Origin of the sequence: Zobellella endophytica, from assembly GCF_003012775.1 — a bacterium.
Lineage (GTDB): Bacteria > Pseudomonadota > Gammaproteobacteria > Enterobacterales > Aeromonadaceae > Oceanimonas > Oceanimonas endophytica.
The window spans coordinates 192,007-213,780 of the sequence record NZ_PXYG01000008.1 but is presented as its reverse complement, the minus strand read 5'-3'; the positions used below and the strand labels follow the sequence as shown (position 1 = coordinate 213,780).

Here is a 21,774-nt window from a genome sequence, read left to right as displayed (position 1 = left end):
TCTCCCGCTGCCGCTCGACTTGCATGTGTTAGGCCTGCCGCCAGCGTTCAATCTGAGCCATGATCAAACTCTTCAATTTAAAGTTCGATACTCAATGAATTGCTGAAGTGTTTGTGCACTTCGACAGACATTGAAAAACAATATTTTTTTGTTTCCCAACTACTGCGAGTGCCCACACAGTTTGCTTGATAAGTTGTTAAAGAGCGTTGACCTTTATCGGGTCAGGGCTGCGCATTCTACGCCGTCCTTTTGATTCGTCAAGCGTTAAAACCGAAGTTTTTACCGCTTGTGACCGCGGCGGGTTGCGCCGTGTCAGTGGATGCGCATTATAGGCAGCCGCGTTTTTTGCGCAAGGGCTTTCTCAACAAAACCAACCGATCGGTTGTTTTTTCAGCAGCATGATAAAAATCTCAGCATTCAGGCGATATTCTGGGCGAATTCGACCAGCGACGGATATACGGCGTCGGCCATGGCCTCGCCTTCTTCGGTGATCGCCTTGCCGGTGCGCACCAGTATCTTGTGACCCACGCCCGCCGTCTCGGCAGCCTTCATGTCCGATACCTTATCGCCCACCATATAGGAAGCAGCCAGGTCGATGTTGAGCTCCTTGGCCGCATCGAGCAGCATGCCCGGCGCCGGTTTGCGGCAATCACATTCCCTGGTATCGGGGCCATTACCGGCACTGGGGTGATGCGGGCAGAAGTAGATGCCGTCCAGATCCACACCCCGGTCGGCCAGGGACCAGTCCATCCATTCGGTCAGGCGCATAAAATCGTCTTCGCTGAACAAGCCACGGGCGATCCCCGACTGGTTGGTCACCACCACCAGCAGAAAGCCTTTCTGCTTGAACTGCTTCATGGCGTCGATCACGCCGTCGATAAAGATGAAATCATCGGAATGGGAAACATAGCCGGTGTCTTTGTTGATGACGCCGTCTCTGTCGAGAAAAATTGCCGCTGTAGCCACGTGTTGTTCCTGCTTTTAAGACGTTGTTACTGTGCGCATAGTATCACAGCCCAACGACTTGTCAGGCTGGCGTTGCCCGGCGGCAATCTCCCGGTAGAAGTGACAGGCCACCCGGTGCTCCGTTCCTTCAAGTACGGGCACTTCCCGGCTGCAGCGTTCTCCCACATAGGGGCAACGGGTACGAAAATGACAGCCGGAGGGCGGATTAGCCGGTGAAGGCAAGTCCCCCGCCAGCATCAGCGGCGCCTTGCGTTGTCTGGGATCCGGCTCGGGAATGGCGGCGATCAGCGCCTGGGTATAGGGATGCAGCGGCCGGCAGTACAGTTCCTCCGCCGGTGCCAGTTCGACGATACGACCGAGGTACATCACCGCAATCCGGTCCGAAATATGCTTCACCACCGACAGATCGTGGGCGATAAACAGCATGGCCAGCCGATATTCCTGTTGCAACGACAGCAACAGGTTGAGGATCTGCGACTGCACCGACACGTCCAGGGCCGAGACAGCTTCGTCGCAGACCAGCAGCCGGGGCTTCAGCGCCATGGCCCGGGCGATGCCGATGCGTTGTCGCTGGCCACCGGAGAACTCATGGGGGTAACGATCCAGCGCCGACACCGGCAACCCCACCCGCTCCAGCAACTCCGCCGCCCACTGCCGACGCTCCCGTGCCGAACCCAGTCCGTGGATGATAAAGGGTTCCTGCAGTATGGTGCCTATGGTGTGGCGTGCATTGAGGGATTCCTGGGGATCCTGGAACACCATCTGCATCTGCCGGCGCAGGGGCTGCATCCGGGCCCGGGAATAATGAGTGATATCCTGGCCATCGAACCAGACATGGCCGGCCGTCGGTTCGCTCAGCTTCAGGATGGCCCGTGCCAGGGTCGACTTGCCACAGCCGGACTCGCCCACCAATCCCAGGGTCTGGCCCGCCTCGAGCTCGATACTGACCCCATCTACCGCATAGAGGGTCTTGCCCCGTCGCAGCAGGCCACCACCCAAGGTGAAATGCTGTTTCAGGTCATCCACTTTCAGCAGCACGCTCATCGGCGCCACTCCCGCCAGTGATGACACCACACCTGATGCCCCTCCCCCGCCCGCTCGCCGGCGGGCTGCCGCTCACAGACGTCGGAGGCATGAGGGCAACGGTTAGCGAAGCGGCAACCGGCGAGCTGCTCTTCGAGCGAGGGCACCTGGCCCTTGATGGTCGGCAGCGGCGTCTTGCTGGCCTTCCCCAGGCGGGGAATGGCCGACAACAACCCCTGGGTGTAGGGATGCAGGGGGTACTCGAAGATGTCGAACACCCCGGCCTGTTCGGCGCTGCGCCCGGCGTACATCACCAGTACCTGGTCACACACCTGGGCCACGACGCCCAGGTCATGGGTGATGAAGATCACCGCCATGCCGGTTTTCTGCTGCAGTGTCTTGATGAGGTGGAGGATCTGCGCCTGGATGGTGACATCCAGCGCCGTGGTCGGTTCGTCGCAGATCAACAGATCCGGCTCGCAGGCCAGGGCCATGGCGATCATCACCCGCTGGCGCATGCCGCCGGACAGCTGGTGGGGATAAGACCCAAGCCGGGCCTCGGCTTCGGGAATGCCAACCTGCTGCAGCATGGCCAGCGCCGCCTGCCGGCGCTGCGGCTTGTTCAGCTCCGGCCGGTGCAGCTCGTACACCTCCATCAGTTGACGGCCGACGGTGTGCACCGGGTTCAGCGCCGTCATCGGCTCCTGGAAGATCATGGCGATCTTGTTGCCGCGAATGCGGTATCGCTGCTCGGTCGACAGCGCCAGCAGATCCAGGCCCTGGAACAGCGCCCGGCCACCGCTCACCCGTCCGGTCGGTCGGGGCAGCAGGCCCAGCAGGCTCAGCGCCGTCACACTCTTGCCACAGCCGGACTCGCCCACCAGCCCCAGGGTCTGGCCCGCCGCCACCGAGAAGCTGACGTCGTCCACCACCCGGAAGCTGCCGGCTTCGGTGCTGAAGGTGACAGCCAGGTTGTCTACGGTCAGTAATGCCGTCATCAGGGTTCCTGCCGCCGCCAGGTTTCCACCACTTCCAGTACCGGATCAAAGCGCTTGCCGCCGGTCTTGAGTTCGGCCTTCAGCTCCTGGTCGATCCAGAACAGGCCGCCGGTGCTGTGCGGAGCGCCTTCCATCGGCCAGAACAGGGAAGGCGACTGTTTGGTACCTTTGGCTTCGGGCAGCTTCACGTAGCGCCAGTAGGCTTCTCGGGTATAGGGCACCTGGTAGCCGGGAATAAAGATGGCCAGCTCATGCACCCGTTGCTGGATCCGGCGGGAAATGGCCGCCTTGGTGTCCAGATCCATGGTGACCCGGTATTCCTCGATCAACGCATCCAGCTGTTCGTCACTGATGTTGAACAGGTTGTTGGTCTGCGGCTTGTCCGCATTCACCGAATGAAAAAACTCCCAGTACTGGGGATAGAGGCCGCCGCCGCCCCAGCCCAGCCAGGCCGCCTCGTGTTTTTTCTCCAGCATGACCTTGAAGCCGGTGGCGCCATCCACCAAATTGAGCTGCAGATCCAGCCCCGCCTTGCGCGCCTCCTCCCGCAGTATCGCCAGCCTGGCGGTGTGCTCCTGGGTGGTATAGGTCACCGCCAGGCTCAGCACGTCGCCGACGGCATTCATCAGGATGCCGCCGGGCCCCTGGCGGTCGTAGCCGGCCTCGGCAAACAGCGCCCGTGCCTGCTGGATGTCGAACTCCCGGGCCCGGATGTCGGTGTCGGTGAAATCCCCGTAGCCGGTACCAAAGCCGTGCATACGGTCGTAATCGCCGCGCAGTATGGTGTCCAGCATGCGCTGCATGTTGATGGCATGGGCGATCCCCTGGCGCACCCGCACATCGCTCAGCCGCGGATGGGCGGTGTTGAGGTGCAGCCCTTGGGGCCCCTGCTGGATGTTGTTGTAGAACCAGATACGGTTGATAAGGCCGTTGCGGTATTCGGGGGTGTCAGTCTTGTCATGCCACCACTCGGGCAGGATGAGGCCGAAGGTGTCCACATCGCCGCGCAGAAAGTGGCGGTAGGCGATGTTCATGTCCCGCACCACAGTCAGGCGGATTTCGTCCACGTTGAAACGGTGTTGGTAGTAGCGAAGATCATTGCCCCACCAGTCATCCAGCCGGTTAAAGGTGATGGCGCGGCCGCGCTTGACGTCGCTGATCACATAGGCGCCGGTGACCGGCACCACTTCCCAGTTGTAGCGCCGCACCCAGTCGTCGCTCAGCTCATAGAAGTGTGCCGGTTGCGGCACCAGCCCGACGGTATTGAGCAGCTCGCGCCGGCTCTTGGGGCTGCCGGCGGTCACCGAGATAGTGTGGTCATCGTATTTGGTGACATCGACGATCTCTTCGGTGTAGTAGTTGTTATACCAGGGGGCACGGATCACTTCGGAACGCATGAATTCGAGCGCGAACAGGAAGTCGTCGGCGGTGACCGGCTCGCCATCGGACCAACGGGCCGCGGGATTGAGCCGGAAATACATGGTCCTGTCGTCGTCACCGAAGGCCCAGTGGGTAGCGAGGGCCGGAATGGGGTTTTCGGTTTCCGGGTGCAGGGCGTAAAGCCCGAGCTGGTTTTCCAGCACAAAGGAGCGGAAGGCGGTGTTGGAGTCGGGCCCCACGGTGCGGAAGGTGAGCGGGAAGCTCAGCATCATCATGTTGAATTCACCACCCCGCCTGGCCTCGGGCGAGGCGAAGATGGGATCCTCGTCATTGGTTTCCCACTCGAGTCCGGCGGGCAGCTCGGCCGCCAGCAGGCCGAAGGCCAGCCCCCAGAGGGTCAGTATCGAGATCAGTTTTTTCATCGCGTTCCCTGCCTATTCGTAACGAGAGTAATGTTTGGGGTCGAAGGCTTCCCGGATCGCCTCGCCGATAAAGGACACGGTGATCAGCACCAGCGACACCGCCGTCACCACCGAGGCCACTATCCAGGGCGCATCCAGGTTGTTGACCCCCTGGCGCAACAGCTCGCCCCAGCTGGGGGTGGGCGGCGCCAGGCCGAAGCCCAGGTAGTCGAGCGCCGTCAATAACGAAATATTGGCCACCACGGTAAAGGGCGCCAGGGTCACTATCATCATCAGGGTATTGGGCAGTATGTGGTGCACTATGATGCGCCACAGGCCCGCCCCCTGGGCCCGGGCCGCCAGCACATAGTCACGCGTCTTCTCCTTGTAGGTGAGAGTACGCATATACCAGGTGATACCCATCCAACCGAACAGCACGTTGATGCCCACGAACAGCATGAAGTTGGGCTGGGTCAGGGACACCAGGATCATGATCACGTAGAGGAAGGGCACCTGGGACCAGATTTCGATAAAGCGCTGAAACAGCAGATCGAAGCGCCCGCCGACAAAGCCCATCAGGCAGCCCAGCATGACGCCGATGGCGTAGCTAGCGGTCAGGGCGATAAAGGCGAAGCCCACGGCGGTGCGAAAGCCGTATACCAGCCGGGCCAGTATGTCCCGGCCCGAGCTGTCGGTACCGAGCAAGTGCCGGCTTTCCAGGCTGGGGGCGTTGGGCGGAAAGCCGTCGGCGCTGTAGTCCTGTTCATAGGGACTCCAGGGCACCGGCGGCAGCAGCACCCAGTTGCCGGACTGGCCGGCCAGGTGCTGCTTGAGCTCGCGGTAATTGGTCTCGTACTGGTAACCCAGGCCGAAGGTGTCACCGGTGATCACCGCCCCGTAGGTGGGAAAGTAGAGCCGGCCTTCATACTTGACCAGCAGCGCCCGGTTGCTGGCCCACAGCTCGGCACAGAGCGCCAGCAGCACCATCAGCATGAACAGGCAGAAGGCGTAGTAGCCGCGGCGGATGCTGCGAAAGCGGCGCAGTTTCTTCAGGGTCAGGTCGGAGAACAGGCTAGCCATCGAAACGCACCCTGGGATCCACCAGCGCCACACAGATATCCGACAGGATATTGCCCACCAGCATCAGCAACGAAGTGACGGCCAGTATCCCCATCACCACCGGATAGTCCCGCTCCACCACCGCCTCGTAGCCGAGCAGGCCCAGGCCGTCGATGTTGAAGATCACCTCGATCAGGAAGGAACCGGCGAAGAACACCGAAATCACGTTGCCGAAATGGCTGGCGATGGGGATCAGGCTGTTGCGCAGGGCGTGGCGGGTCACCGCCTTGCGAAAGGGCAGCCCCTTGGCCACGGCGGTGCGCACATAGTCGGCGGAGAGGTTTTCCATCAGGCTGTTCTTCATGGTCATGGTCAGCACCGCGAAGTCGCCGATGGCATAGGCGATGAGCGGCAGCAGCGCGTGGTGGAACAGGTTGAGCGCCTTGGGCCAGAAGCCGTCCAGATAGTAAAAATCATCGCCCACGAAGCCGCCCATGGGAAACCAGCCGAGCTGGAAGGCGAACACCGTCAGCAGGAAGATGCCCACCACATAGGCCGGCAGGGCATAACCGGCGTAGATCAGCATGGAGCTGATGCTGTCGAAACGGCTGTTGTGCCTGAGCGCCTTGAGGATGCCGAGCGGGATGGACACCAGGTAACTGAGCAGGAAGGTACAGATGCCGAAGAAGGCGGAGACCGGCAGCCGCTCCTTGATCAGCTCCCACACCGGCAGGTAGTAGCGGGTCGACTCACCCAGATCGAGCCGCACCAGCTTGTTGAGCCAGTCCCAGTAGGCCTCCAGCATGGGTTTGTCGAGGCCGTAGAAGGCTTTCAGCTCGTCTATCTGCTCGGAAGACAGCACCTGGCTGCCCCGGCTGCTCTGGCTGAACTCGCTGTTCTGCAGTTGGCTCTCCATCAGCATCCGTTCCACCGGGCCACCGGGCACGAAACGGGTAATGGCGAACACGACCAGGGTAATACCCAGAAAGGTGGGGATCAGTAACAGTAACCGGCGCAGAAAATACTGGCCCATAAATTTCCTTTGCTCTCGTTCCCTGAACACGGATTGGCGGGGTCACAACGAATACCCTATCCCATTAACAAGTTATATAGCAAGACCGGCACCAACCGCCGGGGATGACCGGGCTGGCGGGGAAATTTACATTGACTTGGACGTCCAGACGGCCTAGCATCCTCTGCCATTAGTGATGCTTGCATGACTTGTCTCTACAGCCATCTGTTATTGCAGTGGATAACCATACCGGAAGGGCTCATCCTCCGATGATCAAACTAACAAATATCACCAAACGCTACGGCGAGGGCGCCAGTGCCGTCCGCGCAGTGAAGAATGTCGATCTGGAGGTCGCCGCCGGCCAGATCATGGGCGTGATCGGCGAATCCGGTGCCGGCAAGAGCACCCTGATCCGCTGCGTCAACATGCTGGAGCGCCCCACCGAGGGCAGCGTGGTGGTGGACGGCCAGGAGCTGACCGGGCTCGACAGCCGCGAGCTGCCCCGGGCCCGGCGCAAGATCGGCATGATCTTCCAGCACTTCAACCTGCTCTCCTCCCGCACCGTGTTCGCCAACGTGGCACTGCCGCTGGAGCTGGCGGGCATGGACAAGGCCGCCATCCGGCAACGGGTGGACGAGCTGCTGGAACTGGTGGGCCTGTCGCACCGGGCCAAGGCCTACCCCAGCGAACTGTCCGGCGGCCAGAAGCAGCGGGTGGCGATCGCCCGCGCCCTGGCCCCCAACCCCAGGGTACTGCTGTGCGACGAGGCCACCTCGGCGCTGGATCCGCAGACCACCCAGTCGATCCTCGCCCTGCTCAAGGACATCAACAACAAGCTGGGGCTGACCATACTGCTGATCACCCACGAGATGCAGGTGGTCAAGACCATCTGCGATCGGGTGGCCATCATCAACGACGGCGAGCTGGTCGAACAGGGCGAGGTGTCCTGGTTCTTCGCCAATGCCAAGACCGAGCTGGCCCGCCGCTTTATCGCCTCCACCATCCATCTGGAGATCCCGGAGGAATACCAGCGTCGGTTGTCGGCGGAGCCGGTGGCCGGCGCCCTGCCGCTGGTGCGGCTCGGCTTTACCGGCGAAACCGTGGACACCCCGCTGATTTCCATCTTGAGCCGGGAGCTGGCGGTGGACGTTACCATCCTCAGCGCCGATATCGAATACGCGGGCGGGGTCAAGTTCGGCTTTATGCTGGCCGAGCTGGACGGTCAGCCGGAACAGACCCGGGCCGCCCTCGCCTATCTTCAGGATCACAAAATTCAGGTGGAGTTACTCGGTTATGTCCGACGCCATGATTAATCTGCTGCTCTCGGCACTGTGGGAAACCCTGATCATGACCTTCGGCTCGGGCGCCATCGCCTGTGCCCTGGGCGTTCCGCTGGGCATTGCCCTGCACGTCAGCAAACCCGGCCAGATCTGGGAAAACCGCGCCTTCAACAAGGTGCTGGGCACCGTGGTCAACATCGGCCGCTCCATTCCCTTCATCATACTGCTGGTGGCCATCATCCCCTTCACCCGGCTGGTGGTGGGCACCAGCATCGGCACCGTCGCGGCGGTGGTGCCGCTGACCGTGGCCGCCATCCCCTTTGTGGCGCGGCTGATGGAAGGGGCCCTGATGGAAATCCCGGCCGGCCTGGTGGAAGCGGCCCAGGCCATGGGGGCCCGCCGGCTGCAGATCATCTGCAAGGTGCTGCTGCCCGAGACCCTGCCCGGTATGCTCAACGGCATCATCATCACCCTGGTGACCCTGGTGAACTATTCGGCCATGGCCGGCGCCATCGGCGGCGGCGGCCTGGGGGATGTAGGCATTCGTTACGGTTATCAGCGCTTCGATCCCCAGATCATGCTGATCACCGTGGTGATGCTGGTAGTACTGGTACAACTCATTCAGAGCGCCGGCGAACGCCTGGTGGCTTATGTGGATCATCGTTGATTTATAAAGGAGTTACCCCATGAAGTTAGGTTTCAAATCGCTCGCCACCGTCAGTGTTCTGGCCTCCGCCCTCGCCCTGGCCGGCTGTGGTGAACAGGCCCAGGAAAGCGCCCAGGAAGCCGCACCGGCCAAGCCGCTGCGGCTGGGGGTGATCGCCGGCGCCGAAGAGCAGGTGGCGGAAGTGGCGGTCAAGGTGGCCAAGGAGCAGTACAACCTGGAGGTCGAGCTGGTTTCCTTCAGCGACTACGTCACCCCCAACGTGGCCCTGAACGACGGCAGCCTGGACCTCAACGCCTTCCAGCACCAGCCCTACCTGGACAAGCAGATTGCCGACCGCGGCTACAAGCTGGTGGCCGTGGGCAGCACCTTCGTCTACCCCATCGCCGGTTATTCCAGGACCATAGCGTCGCTGGATGAGCTGGCCGAGGGCGCCAAGGTCGCCGTGCCCAACGATCCCACCAACCTGGGCCGCACCCTGCTGCTGCTGGAGCAACAGGGACTGATCGAGGTGAACGATGAGGCCGGGCTGGAAGCCACCACCCTGGATATCACCGCCAACCCGAAAAAGCTGCAGATCATCGAGCTGGAAGCCCCCCAACTGCCCCGCTCGCTGGAAGACGTGAGCGTGGCGGTGATCAACACCACCTATGCCTCCCAGATCGATCTGCTGCCCACCCGCGACGGCCTGTTCGTGGAAGACAAGGAATCCCCCTACGTGAACCTGATCGTGGCGCGGGAAGACAACCGGGACGACGAGCGGGTGCAGACCTTCGTCAAGGCCTATCAGAGCGAAGAGGTCTATCAGGCGGCCTCCGAGCTGTTCAAGGGCGGCGTCGTCAAGGGCTGGTAACGGCGCTCACAAACTCCGCAAGGTCACGGCGAGCCGTGGCCTTTTTTATTTCTACTGTCATAATGATTATTTAAACCGTGAGCCAGGATGTTCTATGCACAAGTGGTATCTGGCCCATTGTCGGCCCCGGGAGGAAGACAGGGCGCTGCACAACCTGAACAATCAGGACATCGAGGCCTTCTACCCCTTTGTCGAAGTACAGAAACTCTACCGTGGCAGAAAAGTCACCCGTGCCGAGGCCCTGTTTCCCGGCTATCTGTTTGTGCGCGCCGATTTTCAGGTCACCAGCTCCACCACCATCAGCTCTACCCGCGGCGTCCGCAACCTGGTGCGCTTCGGCGGCAACCCCTGCGAAGTACCGGCGGAACTGGTGTATGACCTGATGTGCCACTGCGACAGCGAAGCACTGCGGGAAAAACTGAGCGATCTGCCCAGCTGCGGTGACCGGGTACGGATCAGCGAAGGCCCCTTCGCCGGGCTGGAGGCGATCTACCAGGAAGCCGACGGCGACACCCGCGCCATTCTCCTGCTGACCCTGCTGCAGAAAGAAACCAGGGCCAGCATCGCCAACACCGATTTCACCCGACTGTGATCCCCTACCGGTGTTCCAGCACCATCACCTTGTGATGCTGCAGCGGCTGGTAATGATCGTATCGTTGCCGGCTTTCCACCGTCCGCCACCACAGTTCGGGGGCCAGGCGTAACGGCAGCTCGATGCTCAGCCGAACTCTGGACTCGTATCTGTCCTCACTGTTGCTGAGCAGCGATGTCTGCAGGCGGAAGATGCGCCAGGGCGAATAGTTGAGCGCCCACTGCCGGGACCGGCTCGCCTGGTGCTTGTCGCCGCTGCCGAACAGGCTCAGCCGCTTGCCCTGCCACCGATACTGCTGTCCGGACAGGCTGAGACCGGGCACCCAGCCGAGCCGCCCCTCCCCGAACCACAACTGCCCCGAGGCGGGTCGTTCCGGGCCGTTCCGTCCCGGGCGCCAGGCCGATACTCCCTGGTACTGGCCGGCCCCCAGGGTCCAGTCCGGATGGCTCAAAAACAGCAACAAGCCGCCGCGCCGGTGTGCCAGCTGCTGCTGGTAATCGAAGACCGGCTCGAGGTGCGCGCTAAGCCCCTCCCCCACCGCCTGCCGGTAGTGCAGGCCGAGCTGATAGGTCAGGCGATCGTTCCGGAAATCCAGCCCCAGTTCGCTGTTCAGCCGGGGCGACACCGGTAACGCCATGCGGCTGTTCAGGCGGGGATCCTTGTCGAACAGCGGCAGCTGGTAATCCCAGTCCCAGTCGTCCGGGTTGAGCCAGGGCAAGGCGGTGAGCTGCTCGGTACCGAATTGCAGGGTCTCGTCGGTCAGGCTGGTGGTCTGCCGCTCGACGAAGCTGTCCAGTTGATCTGTGGCCGCCGCGCGGGCCGCTTCCGCCACCGCCAGCAGCAGCTGCTCCGTCTTCGGCGCCGCCGCAGGATCCGGTGGCCCCAGTTGGGGCAGCGTGACGGGAAGGGAGGCCAACGGCTCCGCCGCCCCGACCGGCACCGGGGCGGCCAGATCCTGACTCGGCGCCGGGATGGCCAGGGCCGCCCGGTCGGGCACCCAGACCCACTCCCCGGCCGACAGGGGCCGCATGAAGCGGTCTCCGTTGAACTCAAGGCGCAACTGGCGCTCGCCGATCCGATAGCGCTGTGCCAGCAGCACCCAGCTCTCGCCCGACGCCACCTGGTGCATCACCATGACCGGGCCGGCGGCCTGCAGGGAAACACTGAAGAACAACCAGAATAACAGGAGAAAATATCGCATGATCAGGTTTCCTCAGGGAGACATCCACCCCATGCTAATGCGGCTGTCACCGGAATCAAGCCGTCGCCACGCGCCGGGCGACAGCTTCTGGTCAGGCCGGGCGCCGGTGGCCGTATTATCCCTGAAAACCGCACAACAACCGGTACTCCTCCAGCACGTAAGTGTCGGTCATGCCACTGACAAAATCCAACAGCAGACGGACCCGGAAATACCACTCCCGCTCCCTGTCGTTTTCGAAGTAACCGGCGTGCTCGCTGTCCCGCCGATAGGCCGCCAGATGACGCGCCGGCAACCGGTGGTAGAGCCGCCGCAGCACCAGGCCGTTGGCATCCTGACGGCGCTCCAGGCTGGTGAACTCCTGCGCCGGTAACGCCAGCAGCGGGGCAAAGGCCTCGAGCACCCCCTTGAGGGCGGCAAAACCGGCCAGCTCCAGGGCCTCAACCTCCCGCCGCTGGAATACCCGGCGCTGGGCAAACTCCTTCAGCCACTGCAGCGCCTGGGCCGGCGGCTGCTCCACCGCCAGCAGGGGGGAAGCGTGCACGCCGTCGAGAATATCCTGGTGATGGCGCAGGTACTGCTCGCTCACCAGCGGCAGCAGGTCGCGGTTGACCGCCTGGCGGAAACGGCTGAAAAAGCCGGGCTCGTCCACCCCGGCCTGGCGCCATTGCGCCCTGAGATAGGCATTACCTTCGCCCGACAGCGCCTGCTCCAGTTCGGCCAGGCTGAGCACGCCCCGGTCGACCGCGTCTTCCAGATCGGCAATGCCGTAGGCCATGTCGTCCGCCGCCTCCATCAGGTAGGTGAGCGGATAGCGGCCATGCGCGGTGGACGGAAAGCGTGCGCGGATCTGCTGCACCAGGGAGCGCTCGCTGAAAAAATGTCCCGGTTTTTGTTGCCACAGGCCAGCGGTCTTGCGCTGATAAGCGCCGCGCACGTACTTCTGCAGCGCCGCCAGCTGGCTCAGGGTCAGGTTCAGCCCCTGCAGGCTGTGCAGCAGGCGCAAGCTCTGGGCATTGCCTTCGAATTGCTGCAGATCGGCCAGCAGCATTGGCCACTGGCGGGACGGGCGGCCCACCGCCTGGCGAAACAGGCCGGACAGCCGCGCCCGCAGCCAGTCGATGATCACCGCTTCTCCAAAATGCCCGAACGGCGGGTTGCCCACATCGTGCAACAGGCAGGCCATTTCCACCAGGCTGATAAAGGCTTCCTTGTCGACCTCCTGCTCCAGCCCGGGCAACACCCGCAATGCCAGTTGCCGGCCGGTTTCCTTCACTTCCAGTGAGTGGGTCAGCCGGCTGCGCACCGAGGCCTTGACGTCCAACGGAAACACCTGGGTTTTTTGCTGCAGCCGCCGCACCGGCGAACACTGCACGATGCGGCTGCGATCCGCCTCGATCGCGCTCAGGGCGCTTTCCTGCTCCGTCTCCGGATGCAGCCGGGCGCCGAGGATCAGCTCCTGGTATCGGCTCATGTTCTACTCTCCAGCCAGTGACGCAAAATATCCAGATCAGCGGGCAACCGGGCATTGAGGGTATGCACCCAGCCTTCCACCTGCTCCCGCCAGGCCGGCAACTCCGGGCTCTGGATTTTCTGGGCCAGTTGCTGCACGAACTTGAGCCCGACCGAACCGGCCGCCCCCTTGATCTTGTGGGCCTCGTCGACGATATCCGCTTGCCTCCCCGCCGCCATGAAGTCATTCAGCCGGGCGAGGTAGTCACCAGCCATGGTCTCCAACAGCTCGACGCTGGACAGCAGGGCGGCGGCGCCGACGGTATCGACATAATCTTCCAGGAACACCAGGTCCAGCACCGCATCCGGCTCGCCGGCCTCGCCGCGCTCACGCCCGGCCGGCACCGGGCCATGGCCGAAAAAGCGCGCCAGCACCCCCTTGATGGCCTTGGAAGACAGGGGCTTGCTGATGGCATCATCCATGCCCTTGGCCAGATACTGCTGCTTGTCGCTGATCAGGTTGGCGGTCAGCGCCACCAGCGGCGGCAGCGCATTGCCGTTGGTCCTGGCCTCGTCCCGCAGCCGGGCGACGATATCGAAGCCGGTCATGTCCGGCAGTTGGATATCGAGGAAGATCAGATCGAATGCCCGCCCGGCCAATAGCGCGAAGGCTTCGCCCCCGTCCCGGGCCACGGTGACGCTGTGACCCAGCTTTTCCAGCAGGGCGCAGGCCACGGTGATGTTCAGCTCCACGTCCTCGACCAGCAGCACCGACAGCCGGGGCAGACGGGCCAGTACCGGATCGTCCACCGGCGCCTGGGCCCGGGGAACGGTGATGGTGATAGTGAAACAGGAGCCTTCGCCGGGCTCGCTGTCCAGCTCGATGGTCCCGTGCATGGCGTCCACCAGTTGCTGGGATACCGCCAGCCCGATACCGGTCCCGGTAGCGTGCTTCTTGCCTTCGACCTGGAAATAGAGCGCGAAGATCTTCTGCTGCAGCTCGACGGGGATGCCGATACCGGTATCCTCGATATCGAAGCGCAGGGTGATCTCTCCCGGAACCAGCTCATCGGCCATGCAGCGGATGGTGACGCCGCCGTCGTCGGTAAACTTGACCGCGTTGCCGACCAGGTTCCACAACACCTGGCGCAGCCGGGTCCCGTCCGCCATGATCCATTCCGGCATGTCGCCGTCCCGATCGAAATGCAGGTAAAGGCCTTTCTGCTCTGCCTGCAGCCGCGTCAGGCTCTCCAGATCGTCGAGGAAGGAATGGAGGTCCATCGGCTCCGGCGCCAGCTCCAGCCGGCTGCGGTCCAGCTTGTCCAGATCGATGATGTCGTTGAAGATGTTGCCCAGGGTCACGGCACTGAAGTGAATGGTCTTGAGGTGCTGGCGCTGCTCCGTGGACAGCTCGGTCGCCAGCAGGATCCGGCTCAGGCCCACGATGCCGTTGAGTGGCGTGCGCAGCTCGTGGCTGATGGTGGAGATAAAGGTGGTCTTGTCGCGACTGGCTTTTTCCAGCTCTTCCTGGTAGCGCTTGCGTTCGGTGATGTCCCGGCCGAATCCCAGCAGCCCCAGGCGCTTGCCGTCCCGATCGAAGAAGGGCACCTTGCGCAGCTCGAAGCAGGCCCGGCGCCCGTCCGGGTACTGCAGCCACTGCTCGTAGGTCTGGCTTTCGTTGCGGGCGAACACCTCCTTGTCGGTTTCCACCACTTTTTCCGCCACGTCCTCCGGGTATACATCATGGGGGGTCAGGCCGATCAGCTCCTTTTCCTGCCGCCCCAGCAGGTTCTCCATGGCCCTGTTGCAACCGGAAAACTCTTCCAGTTCATTGCGGTAATACACCAGGTCCGGCGAGGTATCGATAAAGGAACGCAGCAGGGCAGACCGCTCCTGGGATTCCATCTGCGCCTTTTCCCGCTGGAACACCTCGCTTTCCAGATCTTCGATCGCCTGTTGCCGTGCGATCTCGGCCTTGTGGGTTTCCTCTATCTGACGGTTGAGCAGTTGTATCTTTTCCTGCAATTCGCCATTGAGCTCCAGATCCCGCTCCCTCATCTGCTGCAGCCGCTGCACCAGACGGCTCAGCCGCTGGCGGGAGTCCTCCAGTTGATCCACCACCACCGACAGGAAATACACCGCCCAGGGCGTCACCAGCAGGCCGAAGAAAATGGAGCGCACCAGATCGATGGACTCCACCGTCCCCCGCACGAAGAGGGTAACCCCCACCTGGACAAAGATCGCCAACAGGATGATGCAGGCCGCCAGCAGCATACTGAAGCGCACTATGCCCAGCTTGGTCATCAGATCAACGTAATATTGGGCCCAGGTTTTTATGGGTTTCATCGGTATTTCCCGTCAACAACAGCAGAAAGGCAGGATACCGGCTCCAGAGCGGACTGTCATGCGGATGATAAGGCGCCCGGCCACCACGGCGACGGGACGGGACGCCGGGTTGTCAGTCGAAACGTAACTTTGTGTCAGTTATGGGTTTTCTGAATCGACAGCAGTGGAATATGGATAAATTATGCAATAAAAATGAATTTATAAGCGCATGATGACAAACGATTTTCTTTACAGGCGACAAAATAACGCCGATGATGGGGGCAGTAAAACTGCGAGCTAGCTCAAAGCTTGCCACTAAAATGTAGTAAAATTACTACAAAAAAGGTTAAATTTTATATTATCCTGCTAAAAATATAAAACCAAGATAAGGTATCGAAAAAAACAATATTCATGAGATTTATAACCAAACAATAGGGTTTTCCATTGAAATATCCTACTCCCCACCGGTGTAAACAGTGAGTTACGACTGTATTTCTTTAATTGACGTCACAAAAAAATCCCTATAGTTTGGTAAATTAGCCACCAATGGCAACGGACGCTTCAGAGCATGTCGTGCTGACAAAAGTAGTCGCTCGGCCACTAGGCTTGAGCAATGGAGGAATGCAATGTCTCTTTATGACCCCGCGCTTGAGAAGGATAACTGTGGTTTCGGCCTGATCGCCCACACAGAAGGCGAAGCCAGCCATAAGCTTGTCCGACTCGCGATTTCGGCGTTGGATCGCATGCAACACCGCGGCGGTATCGCCGCCGACGGCAAGACCGGTGACGGTTGCGGCTTGCTGATGCAAAAGCCCGATAGTTTTTTCCGCGCCGTAGCGGAAGACAAGGGCTGGAACCTGGGCCGCAAGTATGCCGTGGGCATGCTGTTTCTGAATCCGGATCCGGTCATCGCCGAGCAGACCCGGCAGATCGTCAACGAAGAGCTGGAACGGGAAACCCTGAGCCTGGTCGGCTGGCGCGAAGTGCCGGTCAACACCGGCGTGCTGGGCGAAATCGCCAAGGCCTCGCTGCCGCGCATCGAGCAGGTATTCGTCAACGCCCCCACCGGCTGGGTGGCCAAGGATCTGGAACGCCGCCTCTATATAGTGCGCCGTCGTATCGAAAAACGGGTCAGTGACGAATTCTTCTATGTGGTCAGCCTGTCCAACCTGGTGATGACCTACAAGGGCCTGTGCATGCCCGCCGACCTGCCCCGGTTCTACCTGGATCTGGCGGATATCCGCCTGCAATCGGCCATCTGCGTGTTCCACCAGCGCTTTTCGACCAACACCCAGCCACGCTGGCCGCTGGCGCAGCCGTTCCGCTTCCTGGCGCACAACGGCGAAATCAACACCATCGGCGGCAACCGTCAGTGGGCCCAGGCGCGCGCCTACAAGTTCGCCTCTCCCCTGCTGCCGGATCTGCACGACGCCGCCCCCTTCGTCAACACCAAGGGCTCCGACTCCTCCAGCCTCGACAACATGCTGGAGCTGTTCCTGGCCGGCGGCATGGACTTGTTCCGCGCCATGCGCATGCTGATCCCGCCCGCCTGGCAGAAGAACCCGTCGATGGACGAAGATCTGCGCGCCTTCTACGACTTCAACTCCATGCACATGGAGCCCTGGGACGGCCCCGCCGGCATCGTCATGTCCGACGGCCGTTTCGCCGCCTGTGCCCTGGATCGCAACGGCCTGCGCCCGGCGCGTTTCGTGCGCACCAAGGACGGTTTCATCACCCTGGCCTCCGAAATCGGCATCTGGGACTACACCCCCGACGAAGTGCTGGAAAAAGGCCGGGTCGGCCCGGGCGAGCTGTTCGTGGTCGATACCTACACCGGCAAGATCTGGACCAGCTTCGAAATCGATGACGATCTCAAGAGCCGCCACCCCTACCAGGAATGGATGACCAGGCACAAGCGCCGCCTCACCCGTTTCGAAGACCTGCCCGACGATCAGGCCGGCCAATGCGAGCTGGATGAGACCCAACTGCGTACCTATCAGAAGCTGTTCGGCTACTCGATGGAAGAGCTGGATCAGGTAATCCGGGTGATGGGCGAGAACGGCCAGGAAGCAGTCGGCTCCATGGGTGACGACGCCCCGATGGCGGTGCTGTCGAGCCGGGCCCGTTCGGTCTATGACTATTTCCGCCAGATGTTTGCCCAGGTGACCAACCCGCCCATCGATCCGCTGCGGGAAAACCACGTCATGTCCCTGGCGACCCTGATCGGCCGCGAGCAGAACGTATTCAACGAAACCCACGGCCACGCCCACCGGGTACAGTTCGAGTCGCCGATCCTGCTGTACTCCGACTTCCACCAGTTGCTTGGACTGGAGCAGACCCACTACAAGCACAGCATCCTGGATCTGAACTTCGCCCCCGAAGAAGGCCTGGAAGCGGCCATTCGTCGGTTGTGCGACGAAGCCAGGGCTGCGGTGCAAAGCGGCACCGTGCTGCTGGTGCTGTCCGATCGCTATATTGCCCAGGACAAGCTGCCGATCCCGGCCGCCATGGCGGTGGGCGCGGTACAGCGCACCCTGGTCGAGAACAACCTGCGCTGCGACTCCAACATCATAGTGGAAACCGCCAGCACCCGGGATCCGCATCAGTTTGCGGTCCTGCTGGGCTTCGGCGCCACCGCTATCTACCCCTACCTGGCCTATGAAACCCTGGGCTGCATGGTGGAGACCGGCATCCTGAAAATGCCGCTGCGCGAGGCGCTGCTCAATTTCCGCAACAGCATCAACAAGGGCCTGTACAAGGTGATGTCCAAGATGGGCATCAGCACCGCCGCCTCCTACCGCTGTTCCCAGCTGTTCGAAGCCATCGGCCTGCATCAGGACGTGGTCGAGCTGTGCTTCAAGGGCGTGTCCAGCCGGGTGCAGGGCGCCGCCTTCGAAGACTTCCAGCAAGACCTGTTCAACCTTAACCGGCTCGCCTGGATCGCCCGCAAACCGCTCAATCAGGGCGGCCTGCTCAAGTACGTGCACGACGGCGAATACCACAGCTACAACCCGGACGTGGTCAACAGCCTGCAGCAGGCGGTGCGTTCCGGCAGCTACGACGACTACAAGACCTACGCCAGACTGGTCAACGAGCGCCCCGTGGCCATGCTGCGCGACCTGTTCACCCTGAAGGATACCGGCCAGGGCATCGACCTGGACCAGGTGGAACCGGCCAAGGCCCTGTTCCCGCGCTTCGACAGCGCCGCCATGTCCATCGGCGCCCTGGGTCCGGAAGCCCACGAGTCCCTGGCCATCGCCATGAACCGGCTCGGAGGCCAGAGCAACTCCGGCGAGGGTGGCGAGGATCCCAGGCGCTTCAACAGCCTGAAGAACTCCAAGATCAAGCAGGTGGCGTCCGGCCGTTTCGGGGTGACCCCGCACTACCTGATGAACGCCGAGGTCATCCAGATCAAGGTGGCCCAGGGCGCCAAGCCCGGTGAGGGCGGTCAGCTGCCCGGCCACAAGGTGACCGCGGAGATCGCCAAGCTGCGTTATGCGGTGCCCGGCGTGACCCTGATCTCGCCGCCGCCGCACCACGACATCTACTCCATCGAGGATCTGGCCCAGTTGATCTTCGACATCAAGCAGATCAACCCGAGCTGCATGGTGTCGGTCAAGCTGGTGTCCGAGCCCGGTGTCGGCACCATCGCCACCGGCGTGGCCAAGGCCTATGCGGACCTGATCACCATCTCCGGTTACGACGGCGGCACCGGCGCCAGCCCACTGAGCTCGGTCAAGTACGCCGGCTCTCCCTGGGAGCTGGGCCTGGCCGAAACCCAGCAGGCGCTGGTGGCCAACGGCCTGCGCCACAAGGTGCGGCTGCAGGTGGACGGCGGTCTCAAGACCGGCCTGGACATCATCAAGGCCGCCATCCTGGGTGCCGAGAGCTTCGGCTTCGGTACCGGCCCCATGGTAGCCCTGGGCTGCAAGTACCTGCGTATCTGCCACCTGAACAACTGTGCCACCGGCGTAGCCACCCAGGACGAAAAGCTGCGCAAGGACCACTTCCACGGCCTGCCCGAGATGGTGGAGAACTACTTCAAGTTCATCGCCGAGGAAACACGCGAGCTGATGGCGCAACTGGGCGTAGCCAAACTGACCGATCTGATCGGACGCACCGATCTGCTCGAGGTGCTGCCCGGCATCACCGCCAAGCAGCAGAAACTGGATCTGTCCGGTATCCTGGCCAAACCCGAGCCCAAGCCGGGTCTGGCAGTGTTCTGTCGGGAGTCGAACCCCAGCTTCGACAAGGGTCCGCTCAACCTGAAGATGACCGAAGATGCCCTGAGCGCGGTGGAAACCAGCAGCGGCGGCGACTTCTACTACAGCATCCGCAACACCGATCGCTCGGTAGGCGCCCGCCTGTCCGGCGAGATCGCCAGGCGCCACGGCAACCAGGGCATGGCGGCGGATCCGATCCGCATCCACCTGGACGGCACCGCCGGCCAGAGCTTCGGGGTGTGGAACGCCGGCGGCCTGGAAATGCTGCTGACCGGCGACGCCAACGACTACGTGGGCAAGGGCATGACCGGCGGCAAGCTGGTGATCCGGTCCCATATAGGCGTGGCCTTCGCGTCTCACGAAGCCACCCTGGTGGGCAACACCTGCCTGTACGGTGCCACCGGCGGCCATCTGTACGTGGCCGGCCGTGCCGGTGAGCGTTTCGCGGTCCGTAACTCCGGCGCCATCGCCGTGGTCGAGGGCCTGGGTGACAACGGCTGCGAATACATGACCAGCGGCATCGTCACCGTGCTCGGCCGTACCGGCGTCAACTTCGCCGCGGGTATGACCGGCGGTTTTGCCTATGTACTGGATGAAGACGACGACTTCCATCTCAAGACCAACCACGAGCTGGTCGAGCTGCTGGGACTCGATGAACTGGTGATCCATCAGGAGCACCTGCGCGGCATCATCACGCAACATCTGCAGGAAACCGGAAGTGACCGGGCGCAGGAAATACTGGCCGACTTCAACCAGTTCCTGCCCAAGTTCAAGCTGGTCAAGCCGAAATCCAGCGATGTGAAATCCCTTTTGGGCCACCAGAGCCGCTCCACCGCAGAGCTGCGGGTCCATGCGCAGTAAAGGAAGATTGTGATGAGCCAGAACGTATTTCAGTTTATTGACGTGCAACGTGTCGATCCGCCCAAGAAGCCGATCGGTATCCGTAAGATCGAGTTCGTGGAAATCTACGAACCCTTTTCCGACAGCCAGGCGCAGATGCAGTCCGACCGCTGCCTGGACTGCGGCAACCCCTACTGCGAATGGAAGTGCCCGGTCCACAACTACATCCCCAACTGGCTGAAGCTGGCCAACGAGGGGCGTATCTTCGAGGCGGCGGATCTGTGTCACCAGACCAACAGCCTGCCCGAGGTGTGCGGCCGGGTTTGCCCCCAGGACCGGCTGTGCGAGGGTTCCTGTACCCTCAACGACCAGTTCGGCGCCGTGACCATCGGTAACATCGAGAAGTACATTACCGACAAGGCGTTCGAAATGGGCTGGCGCCCGGACATGTCCAAGGTGGTGAAGAACGACAGGAAGGTCGCCATCATCGGCGCCGGTCCCGCCGGCCTGGCCTGCGCCGACATCCTGGTGCGCAACGGCGTCACCCCGGTGGTGTTCGACCGTTACCCGGAAATCGGCGGACTGCTGACCTTCGGTATTCCCTCCTTCAAGCTGGAGAAATCGGTGATGAGCCGGCGTCGGGAAATCTTCACCGAGATGGGTGTCGAGTTCCGCCTGGAAACCGAAGTGGGCAAGGACGTCAGTTTCCAGAGCCTGCTGGACGATTACGATGCTGTCTTCCTGGCCGTGGGCACCTACAAGTATCTGCGTGGTGGCCTGAGCAACGAAGATGCCGACGGCGTCTACGACGCCCTGCCCTTCCTGATCTCCAACGCCAACCGGGTGCTGGGCTTCGAGAAGCAGGCGTCCGATTACATCGACATGCAGGGCCGCCGGGTAGTGGTACTGGGTGGCGGCGATACCGCCATGGACTGTGTGCGCACCTCCATCCGCCAGGGTGCCGAGCACGTGGTCTGTGCCTATCGCCGGGACGAGGCCAACATGCCCGGCTCCCGCCGCGAGGTGCAGAACGCCCGGGAAGAAGGGGTGAACTTCATGTTCAACCTGCAACCCACCGGCGTGCAGATCGACGACAACGGCAAGGTGACCGGGGTCGAAGTGGTGACCACCCAGCTGGGCGAGCCCGATGCCAATGGTCGCCGCCGTCCGGAGCCGGTCCCCGGCTCCGAGCAGGTGCTGCCGGCCGACGTGGTGATCATGGCGTTCGGCTTCCAGCCCCACGATCAGCCCTGGCTGAAGGAATACGGTATCGAGGTGGATCGCGGCGGTCGCATCCTGGCCCCCGAAGCCGCCGATTTCGCCTTCCAGACCACCAACCCCAAGATCTTCGCCGGTGGCGATGCCGTGCGCGGCTCGGATCTGGTGGTGACCGCCATCGCCGAAGGCCGCAAGGCCGCCGAAGGCATCATGGACTATATCGGGCTCTGATCCCGTTCGGTTCCAGGTTACAAGGCCGCTCATCGAGCGGCCTTGTTGTTGATGGCGGC

The 21,774-nt window shown here is 62.2% G+C and carries 15 protein-coding genes and 1 rRNA gene; 6 read left to right on the top strand and 10 right to left on the bottom strand.

The window, feature by feature from the left end:
- From C7H85_RS16480 to C7H85_RS16450, 7 genes are all read right to left on the bottom strand, one after another.
- Positions 1 to 79: ribosomal RNA gene (locus C7H85_RS16480) — 16S ribosomal RNA — on the bottom strand; the annotation flags it as partial.
- A gap of 338 nt (positions 80 to 417) precedes the next feature.
- Positions 418 to 966 (bottom strand): D-glycero-beta-D-manno-heptose 1,7-bisphosphate 7-phosphatase, encoded by a 549-nt coding sequence (gene gmhB, locus C7H85_RS16475; protein WP_106730789.1) that lies wholly within the window; start codon positions 964 to 966, stop codon positions 418 to 420.
- Positions 967 to 981: 15 nt separating this feature from the next.
- Positions 982 to 2,010 carry an ABC transporter ATP-binding protein gene (locus C7H85_RS16470; protein WP_106730788.1) on the bottom strand — a complete coding sequence of 343 codons (1,029 nt, stop codon included), beginning with the start codon at positions 2,008 to 2,010 and terminating at the stop codon, positions 982 to 984.
- Positions 2,007 to 2,987, bottom strand: a complete 981-nt coding sequence (locus tag C7H85_RS16465) for an ABC transporter ATP-binding protein (protein ID WP_106730787.1) — start codon at positions 2,985 to 2,987, stop codon at positions 2,007 to 2,009. The genes C7H85_RS16470 and C7H85_RS16465 overlap by 4 nt, the downstream gene beginning before the upstream one ends.
- A complete protein-coding gene (locus C7H85_RS16460) occupies positions 2,987 to 4,789 on the bottom strand; it encodes an extracellular solute-binding protein (protein ID WP_106730786.1) in 1,803 nt (600 codons plus the stop codon). The genes C7H85_RS16465 and C7H85_RS16460 overlap by 1 nt, the downstream gene beginning before the upstream one ends.
- Before the next feature lie 12 nt (positions 4,790 to 4,801).
- Positions 4,802 to 5,848 carry an ABC transporter permease gene (locus tag C7H85_RS16455; RefSeq protein ID WP_106730785.1) on the bottom strand — a complete coding sequence of 349 codons (1,047 nt, stop codon included), beginning with the start codon at positions 5,846 to 5,848 and terminating at the stop codon, positions 4,802 to 4,804.
- The gene (locus C7H85_RS16450; protein ID WP_106730784.1) at positions 5,841 to 6,860 is read right to left on the bottom strand and encodes an ABC transporter permease subunit; all 1,020 of its coding nucleotides are present in this window, start codon (positions 6,858 to 6,860) and stop codon (positions 5,841 to 5,843) included. Before C7H85_RS16450 ends, C7H85_RS16455 begins: the two co-directional genes overlap by 8 nt.
- 248 nt (positions 6,861 to 7,108) lie before the next feature.
- Here C7H85_RS16450 and metN point away from each other — a divergent pair, with 248 nt between their 5' ends.
- The 4 genes from metN (at position 7,109) to rfaH (ending at position 10,228) form a co-directional block, all read left to right on the top strand.
- Complete coding sequence (gene metN / locus C7H85_RS16445; protein WP_106730783.1) at positions 7,109 to 8,152, top strand: methionine ABC transporter ATP-binding protein MetN; 1,044 nt, start codon at positions 7,109 to 7,111, stop codon at positions 8,150 to 8,152.
- Positions 8,133 to 8,786 carry a methionine ABC transporter permease gene (locus C7H85_RS16440; protein WP_106730782.1) on the top strand — a complete coding sequence of 218 codons (654 nt, stop codon included), beginning with the start codon at positions 8,133 to 8,135 and terminating at the stop codon, positions 8,784 to 8,786. Before metN ends, C7H85_RS16440 begins: the two co-directional genes overlap by 20 nt.
- 19 nt (positions 8,787 to 8,805) lie before the next feature.
- A complete protein-coding gene (locus C7H85_RS16435; protein ID WP_106730781.1) occupies positions 8,806 to 9,636 on the top strand; it encodes a MetQ/NlpA family lipoprotein in 831 nt (276 codons plus the stop codon).
- A gap of 94 nt (positions 9,637 to 9,730) precedes the next feature.
- Positions 9,731 to 10,228 carry a transcription/translation regulatory transformer protein RfaH gene (gene rfaH / locus C7H85_RS16430; RefSeq protein ID WP_106730780.1) on the top strand — a complete coding sequence of 166 codons (498 nt, stop codon included), beginning with the start codon at positions 9,731 to 9,733 and terminating at the stop codon, positions 10,226 to 10,228.
- A 4-nt stretch (positions 10,229 to 10,232) separates the two neighbouring features.
- Here the strand turns inward: rfaH and C7H85_RS16425 are convergent, their stop codons facing one another.
- The 3 genes from C7H85_RS16425 to arcB all read right to left on the bottom strand — a co-directional run bounded on the left by C7H85_RS16425 (position 10,233) and on the right by arcB (position 15,224).
- On the bottom strand, positions 10,233 to 11,429 hold the full coding sequence (locus tag C7H85_RS16425) for an inverse autotransporter beta domain-containing protein (RefSeq protein ID WP_106730779.1): 1,197 nt from the start codon (positions 11,427 to 11,429) through the stop codon (positions 10,233 to 10,235).
- 115 nt (positions 11,430 to 11,544) lie between these two features.
- On the bottom strand, positions 11,545 to 12,900 hold the full coding sequence (dgt, locus tag C7H85_RS16420) for a dGTPase (protein ID WP_106730778.1): 1,356 nt from the start codon (positions 12,898 to 12,900) through the stop codon (positions 11,545 to 11,547).
- Positions 12,897 to 15,224: an aerobic respiration two-component sensor histidine kinase ArcB gene (gene arcB, locus C7H85_RS16415; RefSeq protein ID WP_106730777.1), complete on the bottom strand. Its 2,328-nt coding sequence runs from the start codon at positions 15,222 to 15,224 to the stop codon at positions 12,897 to 12,899. The genes dgt and arcB overlap by 4 nt, the downstream gene beginning before the upstream one ends.
- Positions 15,225 to 15,829: 605 nt before the next feature.
- Between arcB and gltB the strand changes: the two genes are divergently transcribed.
- Both gltB and C7H85_RS16405 read left to right on the top strand, forming a co-directional pair.
- Positions 15,830 to 20,287 (top strand): glutamate synthase large subunit, encoded by a 4,458-nt coding sequence (gene gltB, locus C7H85_RS16410; protein WP_106730776.1) that lies wholly within the window; start codon positions 15,830 to 15,832, stop codon positions 20,285 to 20,287.
- 12 nt (positions 20,288 to 20,299) lie between these two features.
- Positions 20,300 to 21,715: an FAD-dependent oxidoreductase gene (locus C7H85_RS16405; RefSeq protein ID WP_106730775.1), complete on the top strand. Its 1,416-nt coding sequence runs from the start codon at positions 20,300 to 20,302 to the stop codon at positions 21,713 to 21,715.
- The last annotated feature ends 59 nt before the right edge of the window (positions 21,716 to 21,774 follow it).